Source organism: Bdellovibrio bacteriovorus (assembly GCF_001592745.1).
GTDB lineage: Bacteria > Bdellovibrionota > Bdellovibrionia > Bdellovibrionales > Bdellovibrionaceae > Bdellovibrio > Bdellovibrio bacteriovorus_B.
Genome location: NZ_LUKD01000005.1, coordinates 374,441 through 395,920, shown reverse-complemented (window position 1 = coordinate 395,920; position 21,480 = coordinate 374,441). Strand labels below are relative to the sequence as shown.

The 21,480-nt window shown below is 44.9% G+C and carries 25 protein-coding genes and 1 tRNA gene; 20 read left to right on the top strand and 6 right to left on the bottom strand.

The annotated features are described in order from the left end of the window. Positions 1–96 precede the first annotated feature (96 nt). The 5 genes from AZI87_RS12550 to AZI87_RS12530 are packed head-to-tail and all read left to right on the top strand — an operon-like array spanning position 97 to position 4,484. The gene (locus AZI87_RS12550) at positions 97–834 is read left to right on the top strand and encodes an efflux RND transporter periplasmic adaptor subunit (protein ID WP_063207592.1); all 738 of its coding nucleotides are present in this window, start codon (positions 97–99) and stop codon (positions 832–834) included. Beyond that, positions 831–1,571 carry an ABC transporter ATP-binding protein gene (locus AZI87_RS12545; RefSeq protein WP_253696782.1) on the top strand — a complete coding sequence of 247 codons (741 nt, stop codon included), beginning with the start codon at positions 831–833 and terminating at the stop codon, positions 1,569–1,571. The genes AZI87_RS12550 and AZI87_RS12545 overlap by 4 nt, the downstream gene beginning before the upstream one ends. Beyond that, positions 1,568–2,308, top strand: coding sequence for an ABC transporter ATP-binding protein (locus AZI87_RS12540; protein WP_063207586.1), 741 nt, complete (start codon positions 1,568–1,570; stop codon positions 2,306–2,308). Before AZI87_RS12545 ends, AZI87_RS12540 begins: the two co-directional genes overlap by 4 nt. Next, positions 2,305–3,411 carry an ABC transporter permease gene (locus AZI87_RS12535; protein ID WP_063207583.1) on the top strand — a complete coding sequence of 369 codons (1,107 nt, stop codon included), beginning with the start codon at positions 2,305–2,307 and terminating at the stop codon, positions 3,409–3,411. Before AZI87_RS12540 ends, AZI87_RS12535 begins: the two co-directional genes overlap by 4 nt. Further along, complete coding sequence (locus tag AZI87_RS12530; protein ID WP_063207580.1) at positions 3,408–4,484, top strand: ABC transporter permease; 1,077 nt, start codon at positions 3,408–3,410, stop codon at positions 4,482–4,484. Before AZI87_RS12535 ends, AZI87_RS12530 begins: the two co-directional genes overlap by 4 nt. Here the strand turns inward: AZI87_RS12530 and AZI87_RS12525 are convergent. Continuing rightward, complete coding sequence (locus tag AZI87_RS12525; RefSeq protein WP_063207577.1) at positions 4,401–4,994, bottom strand: hypothetical protein; 594 nt, start codon at positions 4,992–4,994, stop codon at positions 4,401–4,403. The genes AZI87_RS12530 and AZI87_RS12525 overlap by 84 nt on opposite strands. Before the next feature lie 341 nt (positions 4,995–5,335). Here AZI87_RS12525 and AZI87_RS12520 point away from each other — a divergent pair, with 341 nt between their 5' ends. Together AZI87_RS12520 and AZI87_RS12515 are read left to right on the top strand one after the other, a co-directional pair. Further along, positions 5,336–6,202: a formylglycine-generating enzyme family protein gene (locus AZI87_RS12520; RefSeq protein WP_063207574.1), complete on the top strand. Its 867-nt coding sequence runs from the start codon at positions 5,336–5,338 to the stop codon at positions 6,200–6,202. 225 nt (positions 6,203–6,427) lie between these two features. After that, a tRNA-Gly gene (locus tag AZI87_RS12515) sits at positions 6,428–6,503 on the top strand. A 158-nt stretch (positions 6,504–6,661) separates the two neighbouring features. On the opposite strand, the gene AZI87_RS12510 is transcribed toward AZI87_RS12515, so the two are convergent. The 3 genes from AZI87_RS12510 to AZI87_RS12500 all read right to left on the bottom strand — a co-directional run bounded on the left by AZI87_RS12510 (position 6,662) and on the right by AZI87_RS12500 (position 9,305). After that, a complete protein-coding gene (locus AZI87_RS12510; RefSeq protein ID WP_063207573.1) occupies positions 6,662–7,141 on the bottom strand; it encodes a hypothetical protein in 480 nt (159 codons plus the stop codon). Positions 7,142–7,307: 166 nt separating this feature from the next. After that, the gene (locus AZI87_RS12505; RefSeq protein ID WP_155722563.1) at positions 7,308–8,270 is read right to left on the bottom strand and encodes a hypothetical protein; all 963 of its coding nucleotides are present in this window, start codon (positions 8,268–8,270) and stop codon (positions 7,308–7,310) included. 234 nt (positions 8,271–8,504) lie between these two features. Further along, positions 8,505–9,305, bottom strand: coding sequence for a TIGR02147 family protein (locus AZI87_RS12500; protein WP_063207567.1), 801 nt, complete (start codon positions 9,303–9,305; stop codon positions 8,505–8,507). Between the two features lie 300 nt (positions 9,306–9,605). Between AZI87_RS12500 and AZI87_RS12495 the strand changes: the two genes are divergently transcribed. After that, positions 9,606–10,343, top strand: coding sequence for a substrate-binding periplasmic protein (locus tag AZI87_RS12495; protein WP_063207565.1), 738 nt, complete (start codon positions 9,606–9,608; stop codon positions 10,341–10,343). Between the two features lies 1 nt (position 10,344). On the opposite strand, the gene AZI87_RS12490 is transcribed toward AZI87_RS12495, so the two are convergent. Then, positions 10,345–10,803, bottom strand: a complete 459-nt coding sequence (locus AZI87_RS12490; protein ID WP_063207562.1) for a MarR family winged helix-turn-helix transcriptional regulator — start codon at positions 10,801–10,803, stop codon at positions 10,345–10,347. Positions 10,804–10,920: 117 nt separating this feature from the next. Here AZI87_RS12490 and AZI87_RS12485 point away from each other — a divergent pair, with 117 nt between their 5' ends. Genes AZI87_RS12485 through AZI87_RS12475 form a run of 3 tightly spaced genes read left to right on the top strand, consistent with a single transcriptional unit; the run spans position 10,921 to position 14,662 of the window. Next, a complete protein-coding gene (locus tag AZI87_RS12485; protein WP_063207559.1) occupies positions 10,921–12,234 on the top strand; it encodes a TolC family protein in 1,314 nt (437 codons plus the stop codon). A gap of 8 nt (positions 12,235–12,242) precedes the next feature. After that, positions 12,243–13,091 carry an HlyD family secretion protein gene (locus AZI87_RS12480; RefSeq protein WP_063207557.1) on the top strand — a complete coding sequence of 283 codons (849 nt, stop codon included), beginning with the start codon at positions 12,243–12,245 and terminating at the stop codon, positions 13,089–13,091. An 11-nt stretch (positions 13,092–13,102) separates the two neighbouring features. Continuing rightward, on the top strand, positions 13,103–14,662 hold the full coding sequence (locus AZI87_RS12475; protein WP_063207554.1) for a DHA2 family efflux MFS transporter permease subunit: 1,560 nt from the start codon (positions 13,103–13,105) through the stop codon (positions 14,660–14,662). 150 nt (positions 14,663–14,812) lie between these two features. On the opposite strand, the gene pgsA is transcribed toward AZI87_RS12475, so the two are convergent. Continuing rightward, positions 14,813–15,373, bottom strand: coding sequence for a CDP-diacylglycerol--glycerol-3-phosphate 3-phosphatidyltransferase (gene pgsA / locus AZI87_RS12470; RefSeq protein WP_063207552.1), 561 nt, complete (start codon positions 15,371–15,373; stop codon positions 14,813–14,815). Between the two features lie 107 nt (positions 15,374–15,480). Between pgsA and AZI87_RS12465 the strand changes: the two genes are divergently transcribed. The 9 genes from AZI87_RS12465 (at position 15,481) to tilS (ending at position 21,430) form a co-directional block, all read left to right on the top strand. Further along, complete coding sequence (locus AZI87_RS12465; protein WP_063207549.1) at positions 15,481–15,891, top strand: acyl-CoA thioesterase; 411 nt, start codon at positions 15,481–15,483, stop codon at positions 15,889–15,891. Then, positions 15,870–16,829: a class II fructose-bisphosphatase gene (gene glpX, locus AZI87_RS12460; protein ID WP_063207546.1), complete on the top strand. Its 960-nt coding sequence runs from the start codon at positions 15,870–15,872 to the stop codon at positions 16,827–16,829. Before AZI87_RS12465 ends, glpX begins: the two co-directional genes overlap by 22 nt. Next, complete coding sequence (locus tag AZI87_RS12455) at positions 16,829–17,122, top strand: hypothetical protein (RefSeq protein ID WP_063207543.1); 294 nt, start codon at positions 16,829–16,831, stop codon at positions 17,120–17,122. Before glpX ends, AZI87_RS12455 begins: the two co-directional genes overlap by 1 nt. Positions 17,123–17,195: 73 nt before the next feature. Then, positions 17,196–17,627, top strand: coding sequence for a type II toxin-antitoxin system RatA family toxin (locus AZI87_RS12450; protein ID WP_063207540.1), 432 nt, complete (start codon positions 17,196–17,198; stop codon positions 17,625–17,627). Beyond that, the gene (locus tag AZI87_RS12445) at positions 17,617–17,988 is read left to right on the top strand and encodes a hypothetical protein (RefSeq protein ID WP_063207538.1); all 372 of its coding nucleotides are present in this window, start codon (positions 17,617–17,619) and stop codon (positions 17,986–17,988) included. Before AZI87_RS12450 ends, AZI87_RS12445 begins: the two co-directional genes overlap by 11 nt. After that, positions 17,988–18,791 (top strand): PulJ/GspJ family protein, encoded by an 804-nt coding sequence (locus AZI87_RS12440; RefSeq protein ID WP_063207535.1) that lies wholly within the window; start codon positions 17,988–17,990, stop codon positions 18,789–18,791. Before AZI87_RS12445 ends, AZI87_RS12440 begins: the two co-directional genes overlap by 1 nt. A 55-nt stretch (positions 18,792–18,846) precedes the next feature. Next, positions 18,847–19,077, top strand: coding sequence for a hypothetical protein (locus AZI87_RS12435; RefSeq protein ID WP_155722562.1), 231 nt, complete (start codon positions 18,847–18,849; stop codon positions 19,075–19,077). A gap of 50 nt (positions 19,078–19,127) precedes the next feature. Beyond that, positions 19,128–20,477, top strand: coding sequence for an NAD-dependent succinate-semialdehyde dehydrogenase (locus AZI87_RS12430; RefSeq protein ID WP_063207530.1), 1,350 nt, complete (start codon positions 19,128–19,130; stop codon positions 20,475–20,477). A gap of 2 nt (positions 20,478–20,479) precedes the next feature. Continuing rightward, entirely contained in the window at positions 20,480–21,430 is a 951-nt protein-coding gene (gene tilS, locus AZI87_RS12425; RefSeq protein ID WP_063207527.1) for a tRNA lysidine(34) synthetase TilS, read from the top strand. Positions 21,431–21,480 lie beyond the last annotated feature (50 nt).

The window sequence follows — 21,480 nt, the reverse complement described above, 5'->3', positions numbered from 1 at the left end:
TTTTCTGACTAAAGAAAATGATCAAAGCCGGTGTTGTTGAAACATCGGCTTTTTTTACATGTTTACTCTGGCCCTCCATTGGCGCTATCGTGAAGCATGTCAAAAAAGAAAGTCATCCCGGTTGTTCTCATCGTTGTGATTCTTATCCTGGCCTACGTGGTCAAAGTTTTCTTGTTTAAAACTGAATTTGCTTATGCTGGTACGGTGGAAGTGACCAAGGTGGATATCCCGGCTCGGGTGTCTTCGGTGATTGAAGAATTTCCAGTGCGTGAAGGGCAGATCGTCGAAAAGGGTCAACAAGTCGTAAAGCTGGCTTGCGAAGACATCCGTATTTCTTATCGGCTTATCAAAAGCAGTTATGATCGTTCCAACAGTCTTTTTCGCAGCGGCGGTATTTCACGAGAAGCCTATGATCAAATGAAAAATAAAATGGACGATGTTTCCTTACGCCAAGGCTGGTGTGACATCGCGTCTCCGTTAAAAGGCACGGTGTTAACGACCTATTTTGAGCCGGGCGAAATGGTGCCTCCAGGAGCGAAGCTCTTAACGGTAGGTAACCTTGAAGAAGTTTATGCTTATTTCTATTTGCCTCACGATGAAATTTCTAAGTTGAAGCTGGAACAAAAAGTGATGGCTGAAGTTCCAGAGTTAGATCATAAAAGTTTTCAAGGCGTGATTTCCTATATCAATCCCGAAGCTGAATTTACACCTAAGAATGTCCAGACCCGGGATGAAAGAACGCGTTTGGTGTACGCCGTAAAAATTTACTTTAATAATCCCGAAGGCTTTTTAAAGCCGGGAATGACCCTGGAATGGGCCGCGGACGAACCGTGAAAGACATTTCTTTGAAAGCTGTTAATGTCTCTAAGAAGCTGAGACAAACCCAAGCTCTCAAAGGTCTTTCTATGCAGTTTGCCCCGCATCAGATTCACGGGATCATTGGGCCTGAGGGCGCAGGTAAAACCACTTTTCTTCGCCACATCATGGGTCTTTTAAAACCAGATGCAGGTGAAATAGTTTTTCTTGATGAAGACTCTCCGGTGGAATTTTCTAAGATTCGCGAACTCGTTGCGTATATGCCACAGACGCAAAGTCTTTATCCAGAGCTCAGCATTCACGAACATCTGGAGTTTTTTAAAACGTTGTACCAGCTTCCTGAAGAAGAATATAAAAACCGTCGGCAAAAGCTTTTGCATATGGCTCGCTTAGAAAAATTCACGGATCGACTGGCTTCGCAATTATCCGGCGGGATGTACAAAAAGCTGGGTTTGATCTGTGCGCTTCTGTCTTCCCCGAAAGTTCTATTGCTGGATGAGCCTACCAATGGTGTCGATCCTTTGAGTCGTCGCGATTTCTGGGAACTTCTTTACGAACTCAAAGAGCAAGAAGACATTCTTATTCTGGTAACGACATCTTATATGGATGAAGCCTTAAAGTGCCAACAGGTGCATTTGCTCTTTGATGGAAAAATGCTGCTTGAAGGCACTCCGCAAGAAATTCTAAAAGAGAAAGGCTGCAAAAGCTTTGATGAAGTGTTTTTGCAATACGACTCCTCTTTGGAGGCCTTATGAATGCGGTTGAGGTCGAAGGTCTTTCAGTCAAATTTGGCGACTATTATGCAGTGAATGATATTTCTTTTAAAGTCAGCAAAGGGGAGATCTTTGGATTTCTAGGCGCCAATGGCGCAGGTAAAACGACGACAATCCGAGTTCTTTGTGGGTTATTACTTCCTACTCATGGGAAGACTTGGGTCTGCGGCTTGGATGTTCTGAAAGACTCGTTTCAGGTGAAGCAGAAAGTCGGTTACATGTCTCAGAAATTCACGCTCTATGACGACTTGAGCGTAGCGGAAAATCTGGCGTTCACCGCTTCTTTACGAAAAATTTCGGATTTAAATTTTCAACAACAAAAAGAAAAGCTCTTAAGTTTTATTAAGTTTAAAGAGTCTGAAAAAAGTTTGGTTCGCGATCTTCCCGGCGGCGTGAAACAACAGGTGAGTCTTGTGGCTTCGCTGCTTCATGATCCTGAGTTGGTGTTTTTAGATGAACCGACGGCGGGTGTGAGCCCGGCCTATCGTCAACGCTTCTGGGCTTTAATTCGTGAGCTTGCCAAAGAGGGTAAGACTGTTTTCGTCACGACCCATTACATGGATGAAGCCGAACAATGTGAGCGTATTGCCCTGATGCGGTCCGGAGAACTCATCGCCTTAGATTCGCCCTCAGGTTTGAAACATAATAGTTTCCCCGATAGAGATCCGCACGTGGTCACACTGGAAGATGTCTTTATTCATCAGGTGGAGGGAAAGTGAAACTTCGCTCTATTTTAGCGATAGCGAAAAAGGAAGTTTTCCATATTGTGCGCGATCCATTCACCATGGCCCTGGCATTAGGAATGCCTGTGGTAATGGTACTTTTTTTTGGATACGCCATAGAATTCAACATGGATAAAATTGGACTTGCGGTCTTTGACGGAAATAAAACACAGACGTCGTGGAATATAGAAAAGACATTTACGAGCTCAGGCTATTTCGTTTCGGATCCCGTGCATAGTCCTGCGGAAGCGGTTCAAGCTTTGGATGAGGGACGGGTTCATGCGGCTTTGATTATGCCTCCGACGTTAACTCAAGATTTAAGGCCTTTTTCAACTGCGTCGGTGCAGGTTTTAATCGATGGCTCTGACAATTCGTCTGCGGGTTCTATCGCAGGTTATCTGGGTGGCATTCATCGGCGGGTTCTTGAAAATGAATTTGGAAAGATCAAGCCTCGCATTGATGTGAAAACGAGATTTTTATTTAACCCGGAATTGAACAGCCGCTGGTTTGTGGTGCCGGGCTTAGCGGCTGCGATCATTGCGATTCTTTCTATTTTGATGACGGCTCTCACCGTTGCTCGCGAGTGGGAAAATGGCTCTATGGAGTTGCTGCTGGCAACGCCCGTAAGACCGATCGAGATTATTCTGGGTAAACTTTTACCCTATTCTGTGATGGGAATGGTTGCGGTGTTTTTCGTTTTTATTATGTCTCAACTGGTGTTCTCAGTTCCCTTTAAAGGAAACTTTTTGGTGTACCTGTTAGCATGCATGATTTTTCTTAGTACTTATTTGGCGCAAGGTCTGTTGATCTCTGTCGTCACTCGTAAGCAGCAGCTAAGTATGCAGATTGCAATGTTGTCGGGGCTTTTACCGACAATATTGCTTTCAGGCTTTATTTTTCCTAACGAGCACATGCCGTCGTTCTTTTACTACGTCACGATGATTTTACCGGCGCGTTGGTTTATTAAGATCAGTCGGCAGCTGTACCTGCAAGGATCCAGCTTTTTAGACATCCTTCCTTCGTTTCTCGCTTTGTGCGGGCTTTTTTGTTTGATGATCCTGCTTGCGACGAAAAAGTTTAAAAAGGACGTCGAACCATGAAAACACTTTTAGGCTTTATCCGAAAAGAATTTTTGCAGACCTTGCGTGACCCTCGTATGCGCATGCTTTTATTCGTGGCTCCTTGTGTGCAACTGACTATCTTTGGTGTGGCTTTATCTACAGAAGCAAAGAATATCCGCCTTAGTGTTTTCGGAGCGCCGAACGACACCAGTCTTCAAGAGATCTACCGCAAGGCCTTAGCCTCAGGATGGTTTATTCCCGCGAAGACCTCGTCACTCGATCCTTTCGATCAAGTCAATAAAGGGGAAGCCGATGCCGTCCTCGTGGCTCCAACCGGTGGTTTAGATAAAAGCTTAGGCCGCGATGACGGGAAGGTGCAGCTTCTTATCAACGCCACGAATGTCACTCGTGCACAAAGTATTGAAAGATATTTTTTAAGTGTCGTGCAATCCCTGCACCCTCAACAGTCGCCTTTTCATTTTGACGTGCGGGTTCTTTATAATCCCGCTCTAAGAACGGCTTTGTTTCTCGTTCCCGGCGTCATGAGTTTGCTGGTTTGTCTTATCACGATTTTGCTGACCAGTATGTCGATCGCAAAAGAAAAAGAGATGGGAACATTTGAAACGCTGATTTCGGCTCCGATAAAACCAGAAGAAGTTATTTTTGGTAAAACAGTGCCGTTTGTGCTTTTAGGAATGAGTAACATTCCTTTGATTGTGGGAGTGGCCGTCGCTCTATTCGGAATGCCTTTAAGAGGCAGTCTTATAATCCTGCTTCTTTCGTCTTTTGTATTTGTGTGTTGTACGGTGGGAATTGGACTTTTTATTTCGACTGTCGCCAAAAACCAGCAGCAATCAATGATGGGAGGATTTCTCTATCTATTTCCGTCAGTGCTTCTTTCAGGGCTTGTCTTTCCTATTGAAAACATGCCCTGGGTTTTAAGAATTTTTTCTTACATCAATCCGCTGACATATTTCATCGAGCTTCTTCGTAATATCATGCTTAAAGGTGGGGATGCTCGGCTGATCTTATTTAATGTTCTTATACTTACCGCCATGGCTGTCTTTGTCATCACAGCTAGCTGGCGACGCTTTAAGGTCGTACTCGGGTAGGCCACAAGGATCTCCGCCATCTTCAATTTCAGGAATTGCGGGAAGGGGTTCGGAAGTTCTGGACGTTCTTTCAAGATCAATCTCAAAGATATCCAAAGTTTTTAGTGTATCCGACCGGCGATGCATAGAGAGGTGATAAAGATCTCCGGAGACCTTGCGCATGATGATCACTTCACCATAGCCGTATTGGTCATTAATAAAAGAAGCATAGTAATCACCTTTTTCGGAATATTTTCCGTGAGGCAACTGACTCATGTTTTTAGGAAGACCAAAAGAGCGGACCGCTTCTTCGCCATTAACCCATTGAGAAAAGTAAATAGAAGTTCCGTAAGTTTCAGGATGAATAGTGACTTGTTTGTTATTGCAAAGCTTCGCATCTCCCACAGAAGGATTCGCCGACTCATTTTTGCAATTCAGGATTTTATAGGTCCCACGAACATTTTCAAAAGTAGAAGCCTGAGAGTTGAGGCCAAAAAATACCAGGGCCGACAGGATGATGTTAAATTTCATAAAGACTCCTTTAAGAATCTTTTAGCGGATCCATCGCAGGAGTCATGTTTCTTTCCGTTAACCTACATAAACGATTTGTTAGAAATTTCTTTCAATTCTTATTGTCGTCCTCTTCTTGTCGCACAGTAACAAGGTGAGTCGTACGGCCTATCTGTCAAGGCTCATGAATCAAGCAGCTGCCGAAACTTCGGCAAGAGCCAGGATCTCGGCGAAAAGGCCTGACGGAGGCCCGGCAGCGTTCTTGAAATACGCACATAAGTTATTGAAAGCAGGTGGGACAGAGGCTGGCATCGACGGTGCAATATCAAGTCTCTGAAAACAAACAATCCTGGAGATTAAAAATGAAAAACCTTAAGTCCTTCCTACTTGCCGCATTCACTTTAGCTACATTAGCGAGCTTTGAATCCGCATTCGCGAAAGAAAGTGCCTGTAAAAATCAAAAGACTGTCGTTCTTGACGGTTATGTCACGATGACCTTTTGTGAAATACCGGCCGCTGGCGGAGTCATGATCGGGAATAACGATGACTTCGAAGCCGCGCCAGCAAAGCCCCGTAACTTTCAAAAATTCCAAATCGGTCAATTCACGGTGACGCAGCTTCAGTACAAAACAATTATGCAGTCAGAACCGTGGATGGCAAATGGATCGCCATTGACGTACGTGCAAGAAGGGGACAGCAATCCCGCAGTTTGGATTTCCTATGAACAGGCAAAACAATTCACGCGCACATTGAATTTAATTGATCCGACAGCCACCTATCGTCTTCCGACTGAAGCTGAATTTGAATACGCAGCTCGCGGCGGTACAAAGACGACATATTACTGGGGTGACGAGATGGACACTAACTTTCCTTTCTTCGCAGGCAACATCGGCAGCGAGAGTTATGCCCACGCAGTCGATTCCTGTCCTGTTCCTTACTTGAACAATAGAATGCCGGGCTACTGTGCCAATCCGTACGGGCTTTTTCATATGCTTGGAAATGTCTGGGAGTTGACTGAAGATGTTTACGTAAGGGGTTATGACAATGCGCCTACGAATGGGAACGAACCCATGAAAGGTGAGCCCAACGCTGTTCACACGACTCGCGGTGGAAGCTTTCTTGATGATGCGAATTTGATCTCTGCTACATGGCGCGGATATGCTCCACCGAACAAAGGCTATGGTGATACGGGTTTCAGAGTGGTTAGAATTCCAAAAAGTATGCGCTAGCAGAGGCTCAGTTTAGCGGGGGACAGTAAGAGCAGGAGGTTGTGAGTTTTCTTGCACCTTATGATTCTTGTGTCCCCAAATATAGCCCACAAAATAGGCAACGCAGCCTATAAGAGCGAAAATCATCCATTTTTTGATGCGACTGTACAGTAAAGCCTTCATTTTTTTGATTTTTACCCGTTGACAACGAAGGCTGGCAACTGTAATTTTGGTTTCTCTTCGAGCGCGGGAGTAGCTCAGTTGATAGAGCGATGCCTTGCCAAGGCATAGGTCGCGGGTTTGAGCCCCGTCTCCCGCTCCAAATTTTCAAGCTGTTTAAATTAACATTTCTTGAAATAAAAGAGCTTAAAATAAAATTAAAAACCCCTAGTGAGAAATTACTAGGGGTTTTGTTTTTTTATCCAGTCATATGTCGCCACCGCAGTCCATCTTCAAAACGGCTGAGTGACGTCAACACCACTAGAATCCTTCATTCTCTAGTTGCTCGCGGAAATCTTCAGGTACGGTGTCGATCCATTTTTCGCTAGGACCATAGTAATACTCCATATATTCTAATTCACCAATACGGCGGCCAGCGGTGTTGACATACGCACCGACAATGTAAGCTTCTGGATCTTGAGTGTAAGTAATAAATTCGGCGAAAATGTATCCCACCGTTTTCTTAGTTTGAGGATCAAAGACGCGATAGATAACAGAAGCATAAGAATCGTAATAGCCATCACCAAGTTCAAAAGGGATTTCAATTTCAGAAGCTGTTTTTTGAATCACCTTTGGAAGTTTTTGAAGGGTGGTGCGTTCAATGTTTTTTGAAAATACAGTGGTTTTCTTTAGGATCTCATCTGGGTGCTGAAGAGGAAGTTCCAGTTGTCGAGCAGAGGCACTTTGAAAGCCCAAAACCACTAAAGCTAAGAATACAAAAGTTTTCATAAAACGGATCATATGATCTCCTTGTGAGTGTTCTATTACTCTAAGTCGGTGCCGATAATACAATGCATCCTACGAAACAAATTATTAATTCCTGAGTTTTGAAAAAAAAGTGCGTCGCTAGATTTAGAGACGCACTTGCCGTCAGGAAACGCTATGAAATTCTTACCTGGAGGATGCTTTAAAACGAGGCTTGATAAAGAGACAGTCGTTGCATCGACCACTCTAATAGCTCTGTGACCTTCTGAAGATCAGTCTGAGCAGAGTCGGCGGGAAAGCGAATCTCGATCTGGTCGTAGCTTTCGCCTTCAATATCGGAAGTCTTGCAGATTCGCAGGGGAGAAGTCTCGTCCGCCCGGCAGTTCAAGGCGATGGTGCGAATATTCGCTTTGAATTTAGAAAGGTATCTGAAAGAGTTTTTTAAAAGTCTTCGAGCCGTTTCTTTCTTAAATTCAAGGTTTCTGTTTCGCTCTTCACGAAGTCTTTTTAAAGAGCTTTTATCCAGAACGTTTTCTTCTAATCCAGGAGCTTTTTCGGTCAGAAAATCAATATCTGACATATGCGTGTCTATTTCATCCAGACGAAGGAAGTCGGAATAGACCTCGGAGGTTTTCTTATCGGCGATCAACGTGATACTGGCTAGAGTCGACACTCCCGCAAGCAAGTTCTCGTTTTCAAGCACGTGCCGAAGCTCATGTTCTAAAGTGTCACCCAAACCACCTGTGCGATAAGAAAGGGCGGTCACGCTGAAGTAAAGAGAGTTTGAAGACGGTTCAAAGAAACCTTGTATCGGGCCACTCCACAACGGCAGAAATGGATCAAACACCATTTTTAAATTTTGAAAGCGGTCATCTGCCAGAACCTTCTCAAAGAATTGTCCATTGCTTTCACGGGATTCTGAAACCTCGGAGATGATAAAAAGCGGGTAAGAGATCTTTTCGATAAAGCTTCCTTGAAACTCTAAATCTTCTCTTTTCACCATTTCAAGTTGGTATTGAACACCGATAGATTTGAAATAGTCTTCCGCTGCATTTTGTATTTTGATGAACCAGGGCTGCAGATCTTTTTGGGGAATAAGTCGGCCATTGTAGCGCAGAACAAAATCGTAAAAGTCGGCTGTGAGATTGCTAAAAGGCTTCACCATTTCCAGAGGGTTGTTGGCAGAAGACACAGGGGAGGGCGGGGCGCTCTTTTTGGGCTTTGCATAACTTGTGGACAAGCCTGTAAAGAAAACAAAGCAGAAACCTAAGATGAAATATAGGAGCGTTGAAACGTGTTTTTTCATGACTTAACGGAAATGCAATCCAGAGACCTAAAAATAAAAAACGCCACTAACGATGACGTTGTGGCGTTTTGAAAGATGAAATTATGGCGAATCCTAAGATGACTGCTGTTCTGTAAGTTCAAAGAAGCTTGTTGAAAGCGCAAAAAGGGAATTTTTGCTCTCAGAGCTTTGCAGTTCTTGCATGATTTCCAGACGGAAAGCACGAATCTTCTGAGAGATCTCTTTGGCTTTATCGCGATTTGTTGGCACCAAAGTGCATCCCATGTCCCAGCGCTTTCCGCTGTTAGGAACCATCGCTTCAGAGGCTTTAGTCTGCATCTGGTTGTAGAAAGCGCGAGCTGCTTCAGAGGAAGGGGCATAGGTTGAGGAGTATTTGTTCTTGCTTGAAGTCCAAACGCCCTCAGCAGATTTTGTAACGAGCCCGACATTTTGCAAACGTTCTAAAGCCTTTTCCACTGTGTCGACAGGAAGGCCCAGTCGTTGAGACATGTTTTCAGGTGTTGCAACAAATTGATCTAGATTTAAAAGTTCTGCAATGGCCGTGTGGTACCAGTCAGAAATAATGGCGAACTGGTCTTCCCCGATTTTTTCAAAAGCTTCTTCGCGAGCTTGCACGCGTTTTAAAGCCATCTCGCGTAGAACCGCACTGCGAGCATGTTCCGAAAGTGCCAAGTCGACGAAGAAGTCTTTTTCCGATGGAGCCAAATTTAGTTTTACGGCTAGATTCATAGCGCGGGATTCAGAAAGACCCACTTTGCCATTTAGGATTTCGCTCAATCGTGAGCAAGGAACCTCAAGGTCGCGAGCGTAGGCGCGAAGAGAGTAAGACGGATTCTTTCTTTGTCTACGTTCAAGTTCTTTTAAAATATAGTCTCGATAGTGGTGTTTTGCCATGAGCGAGGGTGTAGACGGGAATTATTTGAGTGTCACTCATAGACTCGAAAACCCCCTCCATATTGTTCCAGAGTGTTCCATGTGCTTCCGTTGGAGTGAAATTCCTTCATGAAATAAACAATTTATGCTGTTCCATTTGTTGTAAAAATCTCCATGGGTTTGACCACACGAACTTAAGGCAGGTAATTCATCAATGACCTTTTCGTCCATTGTGGACAGGCACTGCTTTCTTAGGAAAGTCAGCATTGTTCAGGGTTTTTCGGTGACATAGAGTTAAGAACCTATAGTCTCGGGTGTGATATGAAGCTGTGTGGGTTTGTGTTCGTCATTCTTTTTTCCTCCTGGGCTCTTGCAAAAGAAAAACAGGTGCTTCGCTATGGCGTTAACTCAAACTATGCGATGCCTTTATTAGGATTGACTCGTCTGCCACAAGGGCAAGTCCTTCAAGAAGGCATTCTTAAAGATTTAGGTTTGGCTTTGGCGAAAGAGTTGAAGCGCGAGCCTCAATTCATTTTACTTCCCAAAATACGTGTCGCGGAAAATCTCAAAGCGGGCAGTGTTGATATTCTTTGCCATCTGAATGAGGTGTGGCAGCCGGCGATCAAGAATGACGTTTATTGGAGTGATGCCCTTTATGAAAGTCGAAATTTGATTGTGCACATTGATAGTAAACCGATTAAACGAATCAGCGACCTTTACGGCGCTCGTGTCGGAACGGTTCTTAATTTTATTTATCAGAATCTCGACCCCTATTTTGCAAAGAAACAGATCCTGCGCGAAGATACGTCGACGAACGAAAGTAACATTCAAAAAATTCTCAAGGGACGCATCGACTATCTAGTGATGTCGAATTTAGAGTTTGATTTCTATAAACGAATCTATCCAAATCTGGATGCGGTCGATTTAAATATGGATTCCGTGCAGACCAAGTGCGCCCTGTCGAAAAAGTCATCTATCCGTCAGGAGAGTTTCGATAAAGCCATTTTCAATATTCAAACCACAGGTGTTCTGAGGAAGATTCTAAAAGTCTATCAATGATCTAGGTGAGTTTATTTAACATCTCGTGGAGAATTTGTCGTTCCTTCGCGGTTAACGGACCTAAAAACTCGCTAGTGATAGAGGCATGCATATCTAACACTTTTTTAAGCCCCTCAGTTCCTTTGGGGGTCAGTTCAACAAGTTTGATTCGACGATCCACTTTGTCAGGCACTCGTCGCACCCATTTCATCTTTTCTAACCCATCAAGAAACTTCACCATAGAGGCTTTGTCGACACCCATGTCTTGACCTAAGGCAATCTGACTTGCGGGGCCATGAAGGTTGAGAAGCTTTAAGATTCCAATATGCGCAGTCACAAGTTTATGCTTCTCAAGTTCTTGTGAGAGCATAGTACGGTATTTCATGGCCGCTTTGATAAAAGAATAGCCAAAAGAGGTCTTTAACGCCGGGTGTACGCCGTTATAGCATGCCGGAATTGAGCCTGCCTCATTCTTTTTCAAAATCGACCTCCAATCGAAAATCAGTTGCTGTGGTTTTTAATACCCAATTGATAGTAGCACAAATGGTTTGCAGCGCAAACGGTTTTGTGTTACAACCAATACATAGTTAGGTGGCTTATGAATCATCTCAAATGGATCTTTTCTTCTTTAGTCTTGTTCGTCTCATTAGAATCTTACTCTCAAGGAATGAAACTCGGTGAAGCGGTGGACGAAGCTATGGCTCAGTCTCCAAAAGTTCAAAAGTCCGAGTCCCAATACAAGGAAAGCAGTTGGAAGAAGACCGAGTCTTACTCCGGTTTCTTACCCAGCTTGTCAGCCAACGCCAGTTATCTCTTTAACAAGAAGTATGCGTTGGTGGACGTGACCATGAATAACACTCCGTTGACCATTCCTCAGGTTGTACCCACGACAAATCTCTATTTAACGGCCCAGTGGTCGATTTTTGATGGTTTTTCAAGCACGAACCGCTATCTCAGTGCGGGGGCTTTTGAAGATTCCGCAAAGAATGAATATGACTGGACTCGCTTCCAGGTTGAGCGCGAAGTCGTCGTGCTTTTTTATAAGGCCCTTGCTGCCAAAGAACTTAAAGCAGTGGCAGAACAAAATGTGCGCGCTTTAAACGATCACCTTAAAGATGTTCGTCTATTTAAAAAAGTGGGGACTTCGACGAACTACGACGTACTTCGTGTCGAAGTTCAGATGAGCGAAGCGCAGTCGGAGCTACTCAATGCAACGGATAATGTTGAGGTGGCGCGTGCGCGATTAAGTGAGGCTTTGGGGCAGGATCAAGATGTCTCTGAAGTGGAAGGGGTGCTTCCACGTTTAAAACCGGAGCTTGTCGCAAAAGTGACCCAATTTAATTCGAGTGAGCGTAAAGATCTTCAATCCCTTCGTCAGAAAGCAGAGGGTTTTCGTTATCAGGAAGACTCGGCTGAAAAATACTGGGTTCCACGTTTGGCTTTGATTGGTCAATATCAGTACTACAACAATCGCAATGATCGCTTCGACGATTATGAAAACGGGTTTCGCGATGCTTGGCAGTACGGCATCAGTCTTACTTGGAATATCTTTGATGGTATGACATCGATCTCGCGTTCGAAACAAAGTATCGAGCAAAAATATCAAGCTGAAAAAACACTTCGTCAGGCGGAACTTAAAGCTAAACGCGACTTCGATTTCTGGAAGCGCAAGTATCTTTATTACTGCGCGGTTTTTGAAGCTCGTCAAAACGATATTGCAAAGTCTGAAGAAAGCGTTCGTCTATCACGAGAAGGACAAAAAGTCGGTGCAAGAACAAATACAGATGTTCTTGATGCGGAAGCAGAGTTGTACCGGGCAAAAGCCGGCGCGGTCAATGCTCAGATTGGTGCTATTGAAGCACTTGTAAATCTTGAGCTGAGCACAGGTCAAAAATTGGTTGATTTTAATTGAGGTTGAAAATGGATAAGAAGAAAAAGATTTTATCAGGTATTGGTGCGATCGCAGTTTTGGGTGCACTTTATTTCGTTTACGAACATTTTATGTTTGTGACGACGGACAATGCACAAGTTGAAGCGCACTCTGTGATGATTGCTGCTAAAGTCGGCGGTTACGTCAAAGCAGTTCATGTCACAGAAGGTTTGCGAGTGAAGAAGGGTGACTTGTTGATTGAACTTGATGAGCGCGATTACCAAAACACTCTTCGTCAAATGAAAGGCGAACTTTCTTCCTTGGAAGCTCGTAAGCGCGATTTAGAAAAAAACCAAAGACGTCTGTCAGAGCTTTTTTCTAAAGGCGTCGTTTCTCAGCAGCAATATGATGCTGCTTCCACTTCTTTTGCCGAAGCCAAAGCAAAGTTTGAAGCTTTGTCAGCTCAAGTGGCACAAGCTGAGCTGAACTTCGAAAATACCAAAATCAAAGCTCCTTCTGACGGTTTTATTGCAAAGAAGTCGGTGGAGGTTGGTCAGTTGGCGGCTCCGGGTGTCCCGCTAGTAGGGTTTGTCGATGCGGGTGAAAGATGGGTCACGGCGAATTTCAAAGAAACTGAAATCGAAGGAGTGCAGCCCGGTAAGCGCGTGAATATCGACGTGGATGCGATTTCGGGACGCAGTTTCGTAGGGGTCGTAGAATCTATCAGTTCTGCGACAGGCGCGACATTCACCTTGCTTCCTCCAGACAATGCGACGGGAAACTTCACGAAGGTTGTTCAGCGCGTTCCTGTGAAAATCAGATTTGAAAATGTGACGGCTGAAGAAGTGGAAGCTTTAAAAGCCGGTCTTTCAGCGTTCGTAAAGGTGCATAAGCACTAAGGTCGTTTTTTATGAAAAAGGAATCCGTACTGATTATTGTCGTAGCGGTGATGGCTTCGCTTTTGGAAATCATCGACGCCTCGATCGTGAACGTGGCCTTACCCTCTATGATGGGGAACTTAGGTGCCACGTTGGAAGACATCAGTATGGTGATCACGGGCTACGCGATCGCCAATGCCATTGTCTTACCAGTCTCTGCATGGTTGGGGGAGCGCATTGGTCGCAGGACTTATTTTTTAGGATGTATTCTTCTGTTTACGGGAACCTCTGTGGCCTGTGGTCTGGCGCCGAATTTAGAAACTCTGACCATCTTTCGAATTCTTCAAGGTTTGGCGGGCGGAGCTCTATTGCCCACATCTCAAACTTTAATCTATGAGCAGTTCCCAAAAGAAAAAGCCGGTATCGCCGGAGCGATCTTTGGTATGAGTGTGATGATTGGTCCAACACTGGGTCCCACGATGGGGGGATATCTGACTGACAACTTCGGTTGGAGATCTATTTTCAACATCAACCTGCCTTTGGGTTTGCTCGCGTTCTTCATCGGTGCCGCCGTGATTTTCAATCGTCCCAAAGAAGAGGGCCAGCATCATGAAAAACAAGAACTTGATATTTGGGGTCTGACTTTCTTGGTATTGGGTATAGGTTGTCTGCAGTTCGTCTTAGAACGCGGTGAAGCGGAAGATTGGTTTGCCTCACGTATGATTGTGGTCAACTCCCTGATCGCGGTCGTCAGTTTGCCGCTCTTTGTATGGTGGGAATTGCGCGTAAAAAATCCCATTATCAATGTGCGATTGTTCTTAAAACCTTTAGTGAGTAACGGCGTGATGTTGATGGCCATGGTGGGATTCTTCCTTTATGGAGTGGTCTTTATTCTTCCCATTTTCGTCGGCCGAACATTGCACTTGGATGCAACCCAGACGGGCATGCTCTTTATTCCAGGATCTCTTTTAACTGCGGCAGTCATGCCCTTTGTAGGTCGCCAGATGTTTAAAGGGACGAATCCGAAGATCTTAATTTTTATCGGCTTGGTGTCCCTGGAAATCTGTTTGTTTTTAATGACACGCTTATCACCTCAATCCTCAGAGCGCGACGTTCTGAACATGATGTTTGTGCGTGGATTCGGAATGGCGTTTTTATTCGTTCCAATCAACTCTTCGATTTTAAGTCAGTTCAAAGGCGTAGAGATGGGGCAGGTTTCTGGACTCTTAAATCTGGCTCGCCAGATTGGAGGCAGTGTGGGGATTGCTCTTATCGGAACTTTACTCACAAAGAACAGTCATCAAAACTATCTGGATCTCGCCGGAAAGGTTTCATTATTAAATCCTCAAACTCAAAGTGCGTATTACTCCTCAGCTTCAGGCATGGGCGTTAAAATGAGTGAAGGTTTAGGAATGGCGACGGGATCTGAGGCGGCGTTGAGAAGTCTTTACGGACGTATTCAGAACCAAGTCTTCATGCTGAGCTTTACTCAGTTGATGTTCCTGATGATGTTGATCTTTGCGTTGTCATTCATCCCTCTTTATTTCTTAAAGTTTAAAGAGAAGACAAACAAGGTCGTCGATGCGCACTAATTAGCGCAAGATGGAACTGAAAGAGGAACTTGCAAAAGAAACGGGCTTTTGCGTTTTAGCCGAAGCAATCTTCAAATAGCTCGATAGCAAAAGAGCTAAGAAAATGAAGAACCAATTGCTAGGTGATAAATGCAAAAGCATAACCGTCCATTAAGCCTTTCGGCTTTTAAGATAACCTAAGTAGTATTCGATACCGCTGGTTATACTCAAAATGACGCTGATCCACAAGACGCCGTAGCCAATTTTGTCCAAATAAGGCAGGTAAGGCTCTAAATTTCCAATAATTACAATCGGGATGGCCACCATTTGCATGGCCGTTTTCCATTTTCCGGCGGGTTTGGCGGCAATAATGATTTGATCTGCCGCGGCAACGGAGCGGATGCCCCCAATGAAGTTGTCACGCGCCAAAATGATGATCACCATCCAGGCGTCGATTTTTCCTTGAGCTAGAAGCATGGCCAACACACTGGTCACAAGGATTTTGTCGGCGATCGGGTCCATGAACTTTCCGAAATTGCTAACAGCATTGTACTTACGAGCGTAATACCCATCGTAGTAATCCGTGATCGAAGCCAGAATGAAAAACACAGCGGCAGCAATATTCCATGCCAGGGTGTCGGGCCACATCATTGCCACAATAACGGGCACGGCGAAGATACGACTGAGGGTGATTCTCATCGGAAGATTTTTTTGGAATTCGGTTGCTGTCATATCGTCCTTTGTTGATGCTTCTGCTTCAGCTACGGGCCCGAAGGCGCTCCGGCACTGCGACCTGCCGGTCGTTGACTAAAACTAACCGTTTAGACTAGAAATAATCAATGTTTATTCATCGTCACAAAGTGCAGTTTTACGAAACGGACTTGATGGGCATTGTTCACCATAGCAATTATCTGCGTTTTTATGAAGAAGCGCGGGTGGGGTGGGCACATGCGAAGGGTCTTTTGGATTACCAAAAACCGGGGTCAGCAAGTCAGTTTGCTGTTTACGAGACCCAGGTTCGACATATAAAGCCGACTTTTTTTGGCGACGATTTAGAAATTGAAGTGCAGGGGCGCACCGAAGGCAATCGCATCGTTTTGCAGTATCGCTTGCGGGGACGTAATAAAGAAATTTGTTCGCTTGCGAAGACCGTGCATGTAGCATTAGGACCGGACTTAAAACTACAAAGACTGTCGGCCGAGATGAAAGCCGCAGCGGAGAGTGACTCATGGACAGAAACCTGGCTTTAGAATTTGTACGTGTAACAGAAGCTGCTGCTTTGGCTTCAGCAACTTGGGTTGGACGTGGAGAAGAAAAAACGGCGGATAAAGCCGCGGTCGACGCTATGAGAAAAGCCTTTGATCACATTCGCATGGATGGCACCGTTGTCATCGGTGAAGGAGAGCGCGACGAGGCTCCGATGCTTTATATCGGCGAAAAAGTGGGTCACAAGACAGAAGATGCTCCAAAACTGGATATCGCTTTAGACCCTCTTGAAGGAACGACTATTTGTGCGACGGGTGGGCCGGGATCGATTTCTGTTATCGCTGTTGCGGAACAAGGTAAATTCCTGCATGCGCCTGACACATACATGGATAAAATCGCGTGCGGTCCCGGAGCAAAAGGTCACATCGACATTGATAAGTCGGCAACAGAAAACATCAAAGCTGTTGCAAAGGCTTTGGGTAAGTCTGTAAGTGAAATGACGGTTGTTATATTGAATCGCCCTCGTCATGAAAAGTTGATCGCTGAAGCTCGCGCTACGGGCGCGCGTATTAATTTGATCGGTGATGGCGACGTGTCTGCGGCGGTGTCTACGGGTTGGAATGACACAGGCATTGATTTACTCTTAGGTATTGGTGGTGCCCCAGAGGGAGTGATCTCAGCTGCAGCGATGCAGTGTTTAGGTGGAGACTTCCAAGGTCGTTTGAAATTTAGAAATGACGAAGAAAAAGTGCGCGCAAAACGTATGGGTGTCGCGGATCTAGAAAAGAAATTTACAATTGATGAATTGGCGTCAGGCCCTGTGATGTTTATTGCAACAGGCGTGACCGACGGATCTCTTTTAAAAGGTGTTCGTTTCATGCCAGGCGGACAAGCGAAAACGCATTCGATTGTCATGCGTTCAGCGACAGGTACCATCCGTAACATCGAAGCTCACCATGTTTTGAATAAGAAGCCTCAGTAATGGAAGGAAAGTTGTTCTGCTTTAATTGCAACAAAGAGATGGCCTTTGCCGGAGTCATCGGTCGTCGTGAGGAATGCCCTCATTGCCGCGCCGATGTTCACGTGTGCAAGAATTGCGAACACTACGATCCCAAAGTTTATAATGAATGTCGTGAGCCACAAGCGGATGTGGTTCGCGAAAAAGACCGAGCCAACTTCTGTGATTACTTTACTCCACGCAAAGGCAGTGGCGGCGGCATTGATAAGGCAGCGGCATTAAGGGCTGCGGCCGAAGCTCTATTTAAAAAGTCTTAGGTTGTTGTAACATAATCATTCGTGGTCTAGGTCGGCGTTGACTTGAGAGTCGTTGCAAAGACACACTTATTTTATGGCAAAAGCATCAACCACCGAAGTTTTCAATTGCACTCCCGAACAATTTTATAAAATCATCGCGGACTATGAAAAATACCACGAGTTTTTACCTGAGGTAAAACAGTGCAAAGTTCTAAAGTCTGAAGGCAATCGCAAGCTTGTTGAATACAACGTGCAAGTAATGAAGTCGTTTAAGTACAGTTTGTGGATGACAGAGAATGCACCTACAAGCATTACTTGGGAGTTTGCGTCCGGAGACATTTTTAAAACGTCTGTAGGATCCTGGAAATTGGAAAACGAAGCTGGCAAAACGCGCGCGACTTATTCGGTTGAAGCGACTTTCAGCATGTTTGTTCCCGGTCCGATTGCAAATGCCTTGGTCAGCGTGAATCTTCCAAATATGATTAGCAGCTATCACAAGCGAGTGAAACAGCTTTATGGCGTCTGATGATTCAAATAGAAAAGACGATAAGGACAACTCCGGAGACCTTAAAGGTCTTCTGGGTGACACTGTAAAAAAAGTTTTTACAGCCGGAGTCAGTGCCGCTTTCATGACCGAAGAAAGCTTGCGCGCCTATGTCTCTGAATTGAAACTGCCCAAAGAAGCCTTGAATCTTCTAATTCAAGGTGCCAATAAGTCTAAAGAAGAGGTCACCAATCGCGTGACAAAAGAAATCTTAGGCATCATCCAAAAAATTGATTTTGTGAAAGAGGCCTCCAAGTTCGCCGAGACTCATAAATTCAAAATCACCGCCGAAATCGATATCATAAAAAAAGAAAATACCAACAAAGACTCCGATCCCTCTTAATGACGAAGAAATTGAATTCTGCGGGATTAAGTTTGATTGAAATGTTAGTCGCCGTGGCGATTGGCAGTATTATGTTGGTGATGGTCGCTTCCATGTTTCAGGCGCAACAAAAAGAAGTGCGCTCCCTTCGCCAAAAGCAGGAAGTCATCGAACTTAAAAATCTGATGCTTGCCCAACTCACAAAAACCGAAGTGTGTTCATGGCAACTTAAAGGCCGCGTGATTGACGTGGCGGCTTCGCCGACAGCGGCAAAACCCTCCGAAACGATTTTGAACTTAAAAGAATTACGCCAAGGTGTAAACAACGCCTCAGCGATTGTAGCTAAAACTGGCGACAGCCTTCCGGGTTCCAGTATTAAAGTAAAGAGCATCACGTTCAAAGACATTTATCCGACAGGAAATCCTGACGAATACAAAGGTGTTTTTGAAATTACATTTGATGAATCTTCATTGGCGTATCCTCTTCGCCCTTTGCAAACGCAGCAGATCATCAAGACTCTTTCCGGTTCTCCAGATCGTGCCAAGATTATCGATTCGTGCGGGACAGTTTCTGCCTCCAGTGGATTGGGTGAAGAGGATCTTGATACGAGCGAATCCTTTGATGTTTATTGCGAATATCGATGGGTGACTTCCAATGGGTATAATGGCGGCTATGCTTCGTTTAAGGCGTCTTTAGTGACTTCTGAGATGTTGCAGTGGCAGGAAAAAGATCAAGACCCCACGCGCGTGTTTCGCACGAATAAGCGTCAGGCCATGGGCCCCCGATCCGGTGTCATTCGCGGCATCTATAAAGTCTGTCCTTAAGAACTCGACTTAAGGCGATCTCAAGTTGAGACGATTTTTCTCCGACAAGACGGACATGGAAAATGAAATCTTAAGCGTCATTTCAGTTGTGCTGTTCTGTTTGTGTTGTCACCAGTTCATTCGAACGGTGGTGAAACCAATTCCGCTTTTGGCGTCCGAAAGACCTTATGCGCGCGCAGCAATGCAGCTTGGCAAATTCTATAAGTCGATGGCTTGGGGGTCGATGACGGGGGCATTTTTATTGGGCCTCGTTTATTCGTTCACCCAAGTATTTACAACTCTTTAGTTCTCCTAAAATCGAAAATTCTGTGGCAGCCTTGCTGAAGGAGGCCTGCCATGAATACATTTTCCACAGTCAATCCTGCCACCGGCGAAACTCTAAAAACCTATCAACACACATCTTGGGAAGAATCGCAAAAAGCCATTCAAGGGGCTTGTGAGGATTTTAGCAAGTGGCGTAAGACTTCTTTCGAAGAGCGCGCCGTCGTTTTAAATAAACTTGCACAAAGTCTTCGGCAGCATAAAACGGAACTCGCGCAAATGATGAATGCCGAGATGGGAAAGCTGATCGCGGAAGGAAAAGCGGAAGTTGAAAAGTGCGCTGTCACTTGTGAATACTATGCGAAAGAGGCGGCTCACATGCTTAAAAATCAAGTGGCTGCTTCATCTCCTTACAAAACGGCCGAGGTGAGTTTTCAACCTTTGGGCGTGGTTTTTAGTATCATGCCTTGGAATTTTCCTCTGTGGCAGACGATTCGATTTGCAGCCCCCGCGTTGATGGCGGGGAATGTCATCCTATTAAAACACGCAGATCTGACGGCAGGAACAGCTGCGATGGTCGGGCAGATTTTTTCAGATCTGACATCGGGATATAAACTTTTAAGAAATATCCAAGTGGATCATGAAGTCGCGGCCAAAGTGATTGCAGATAAAAATGTGCGAGGGGTGACTTTCACTGGAAGTTCCAACGGCGGAAGATCTGTAGCGACCGAGGCGGCAAAGAATTTAAAGAAAATTGTTCTTGAGTTGGGTGGCAGTGATGCCTATCTCGTTCTTGAGGATGCCGATGTTGAAATGGCCGCGAAAACGTGCGTGAAGGCGCGTCTGGTAAATTGTGGGCAAAGCTGCGTGGCGGGAAAAAGATTTATCGTGCATGAAAAAATCGCGAAGGATTTTATTCAGCACTTTGTGAATGAAATGAAAGCCTCAGAAATCGCACCACTTGCGAGCAAAAAGTTCCAAAAGACAATTATCGAGCAAGTTGAAAAGCTCAAATCCTGGGGTGGTAAAGTCGTTCTTGGTGGCACAGCGCCGCAAGGTGAGGGAGCTTATTATCCTGCGACGGTGATCGTCTTCGAAAACAATCACCCCGAACTTCACGCCGAAGAAGTTTTTGGACCCGTGGCTTCGATCATTATTGCAAAAAGCACACAGGAAGCTTTGGATTTCGCAAACTCATCTCCGTATGGATTGGGCGGTGGCATCTTCACAAGTGACCTAAAAAAAGGCAAAGAGCTTGTGGAAAAAGAGTTGCAGGCCGGATTTGTCGTAGTGAATGATTATGTGAAGTCGGACCCGCGCATTCCTTTTGGAGGAGTGAAAGAGTCGGGTTATGGAAGAGAGCTGGGGCACTTTGGTATTCTGGAATTCGTGAATATCAAAACGGTGGCGGTGGCCGGGGAGTAAGAGTGAAACTAAAAAGAGCCAAGCAAGATTTAGATCATCACGTGTGGAAATTAGTAAAAACACACTCGCTGAATGAGAAAAAGATTTTGGTGGCTCTTTCGGGTGGGACGGACTCGGTCGCGCTTTTGCGCGTGCTTTCGAAAATTCATAAGAAAGAACTTTTAGGGGCGTGCTACTTTCATCATGGTGAAGATTCCAATCAAGAGTATCGCAAGGAAGCCCAAATCTTTTGCGAAAAACTGTGCACTAAATTAGGCATTGAATTTTTCCCTTTAAAATCGTCCGTCTTAGCAAAATCAGAAGCAGAATATCGCGAGCTGCGTTACGAAGCTTTAACCCGCCTCATGAAGGAACAAGGTTTTCAAATTCTTGCTACAGGACATCATCGAGACGATCTTTTGGAGACTCGACTTTTGCGTTTGATACGAGGTACGGGGTCCCAAGGATTTCAAGCCATGCATGTCCTAAAAGACGACAAGTTTCGTCCCTTTTTGGAAATCACAAAGCGAGAATTAAAAAAATATCTGCGCGAAGAAAAGCTTCGCATTTTTGAAGATCCTAGCAACGACAAACTGGACCCTCTGCGCAACTGGATTCGCGAGGATTGGTTGAAAGCTTTAGAGAAGCGTTCGCGAGGAGCTGCTTCGTCATTAGCTCGCTCTTTAGAAACCATTGCGCTTGAGATGGAAAATCGCGCTTGGGGAGATCTTTTGAGTCAAAATGAGGCTTATAAGACACAGGGCTTATCTCGGGGTTTTTATCTCACATTAAGCCCCTTCGAACAAAAACGACTGCTAGCGCAATATTTATTTGCTCTAGGAAAAAAAGATTTTTCGCAGTCTCATCTCGAAGAAATACAAAAGCGCCTGGACAAGTCACAAAAAGTGATCACATTCAAAGTCGGCGGATGCCACTGGGAAGTTAACGCAGAGCAAATTAAGGTCCAGTCCTGATTTGAGAGGTGTTTGTGACCCTTAAACCGTGTTACCCTCAAGGGTGACTT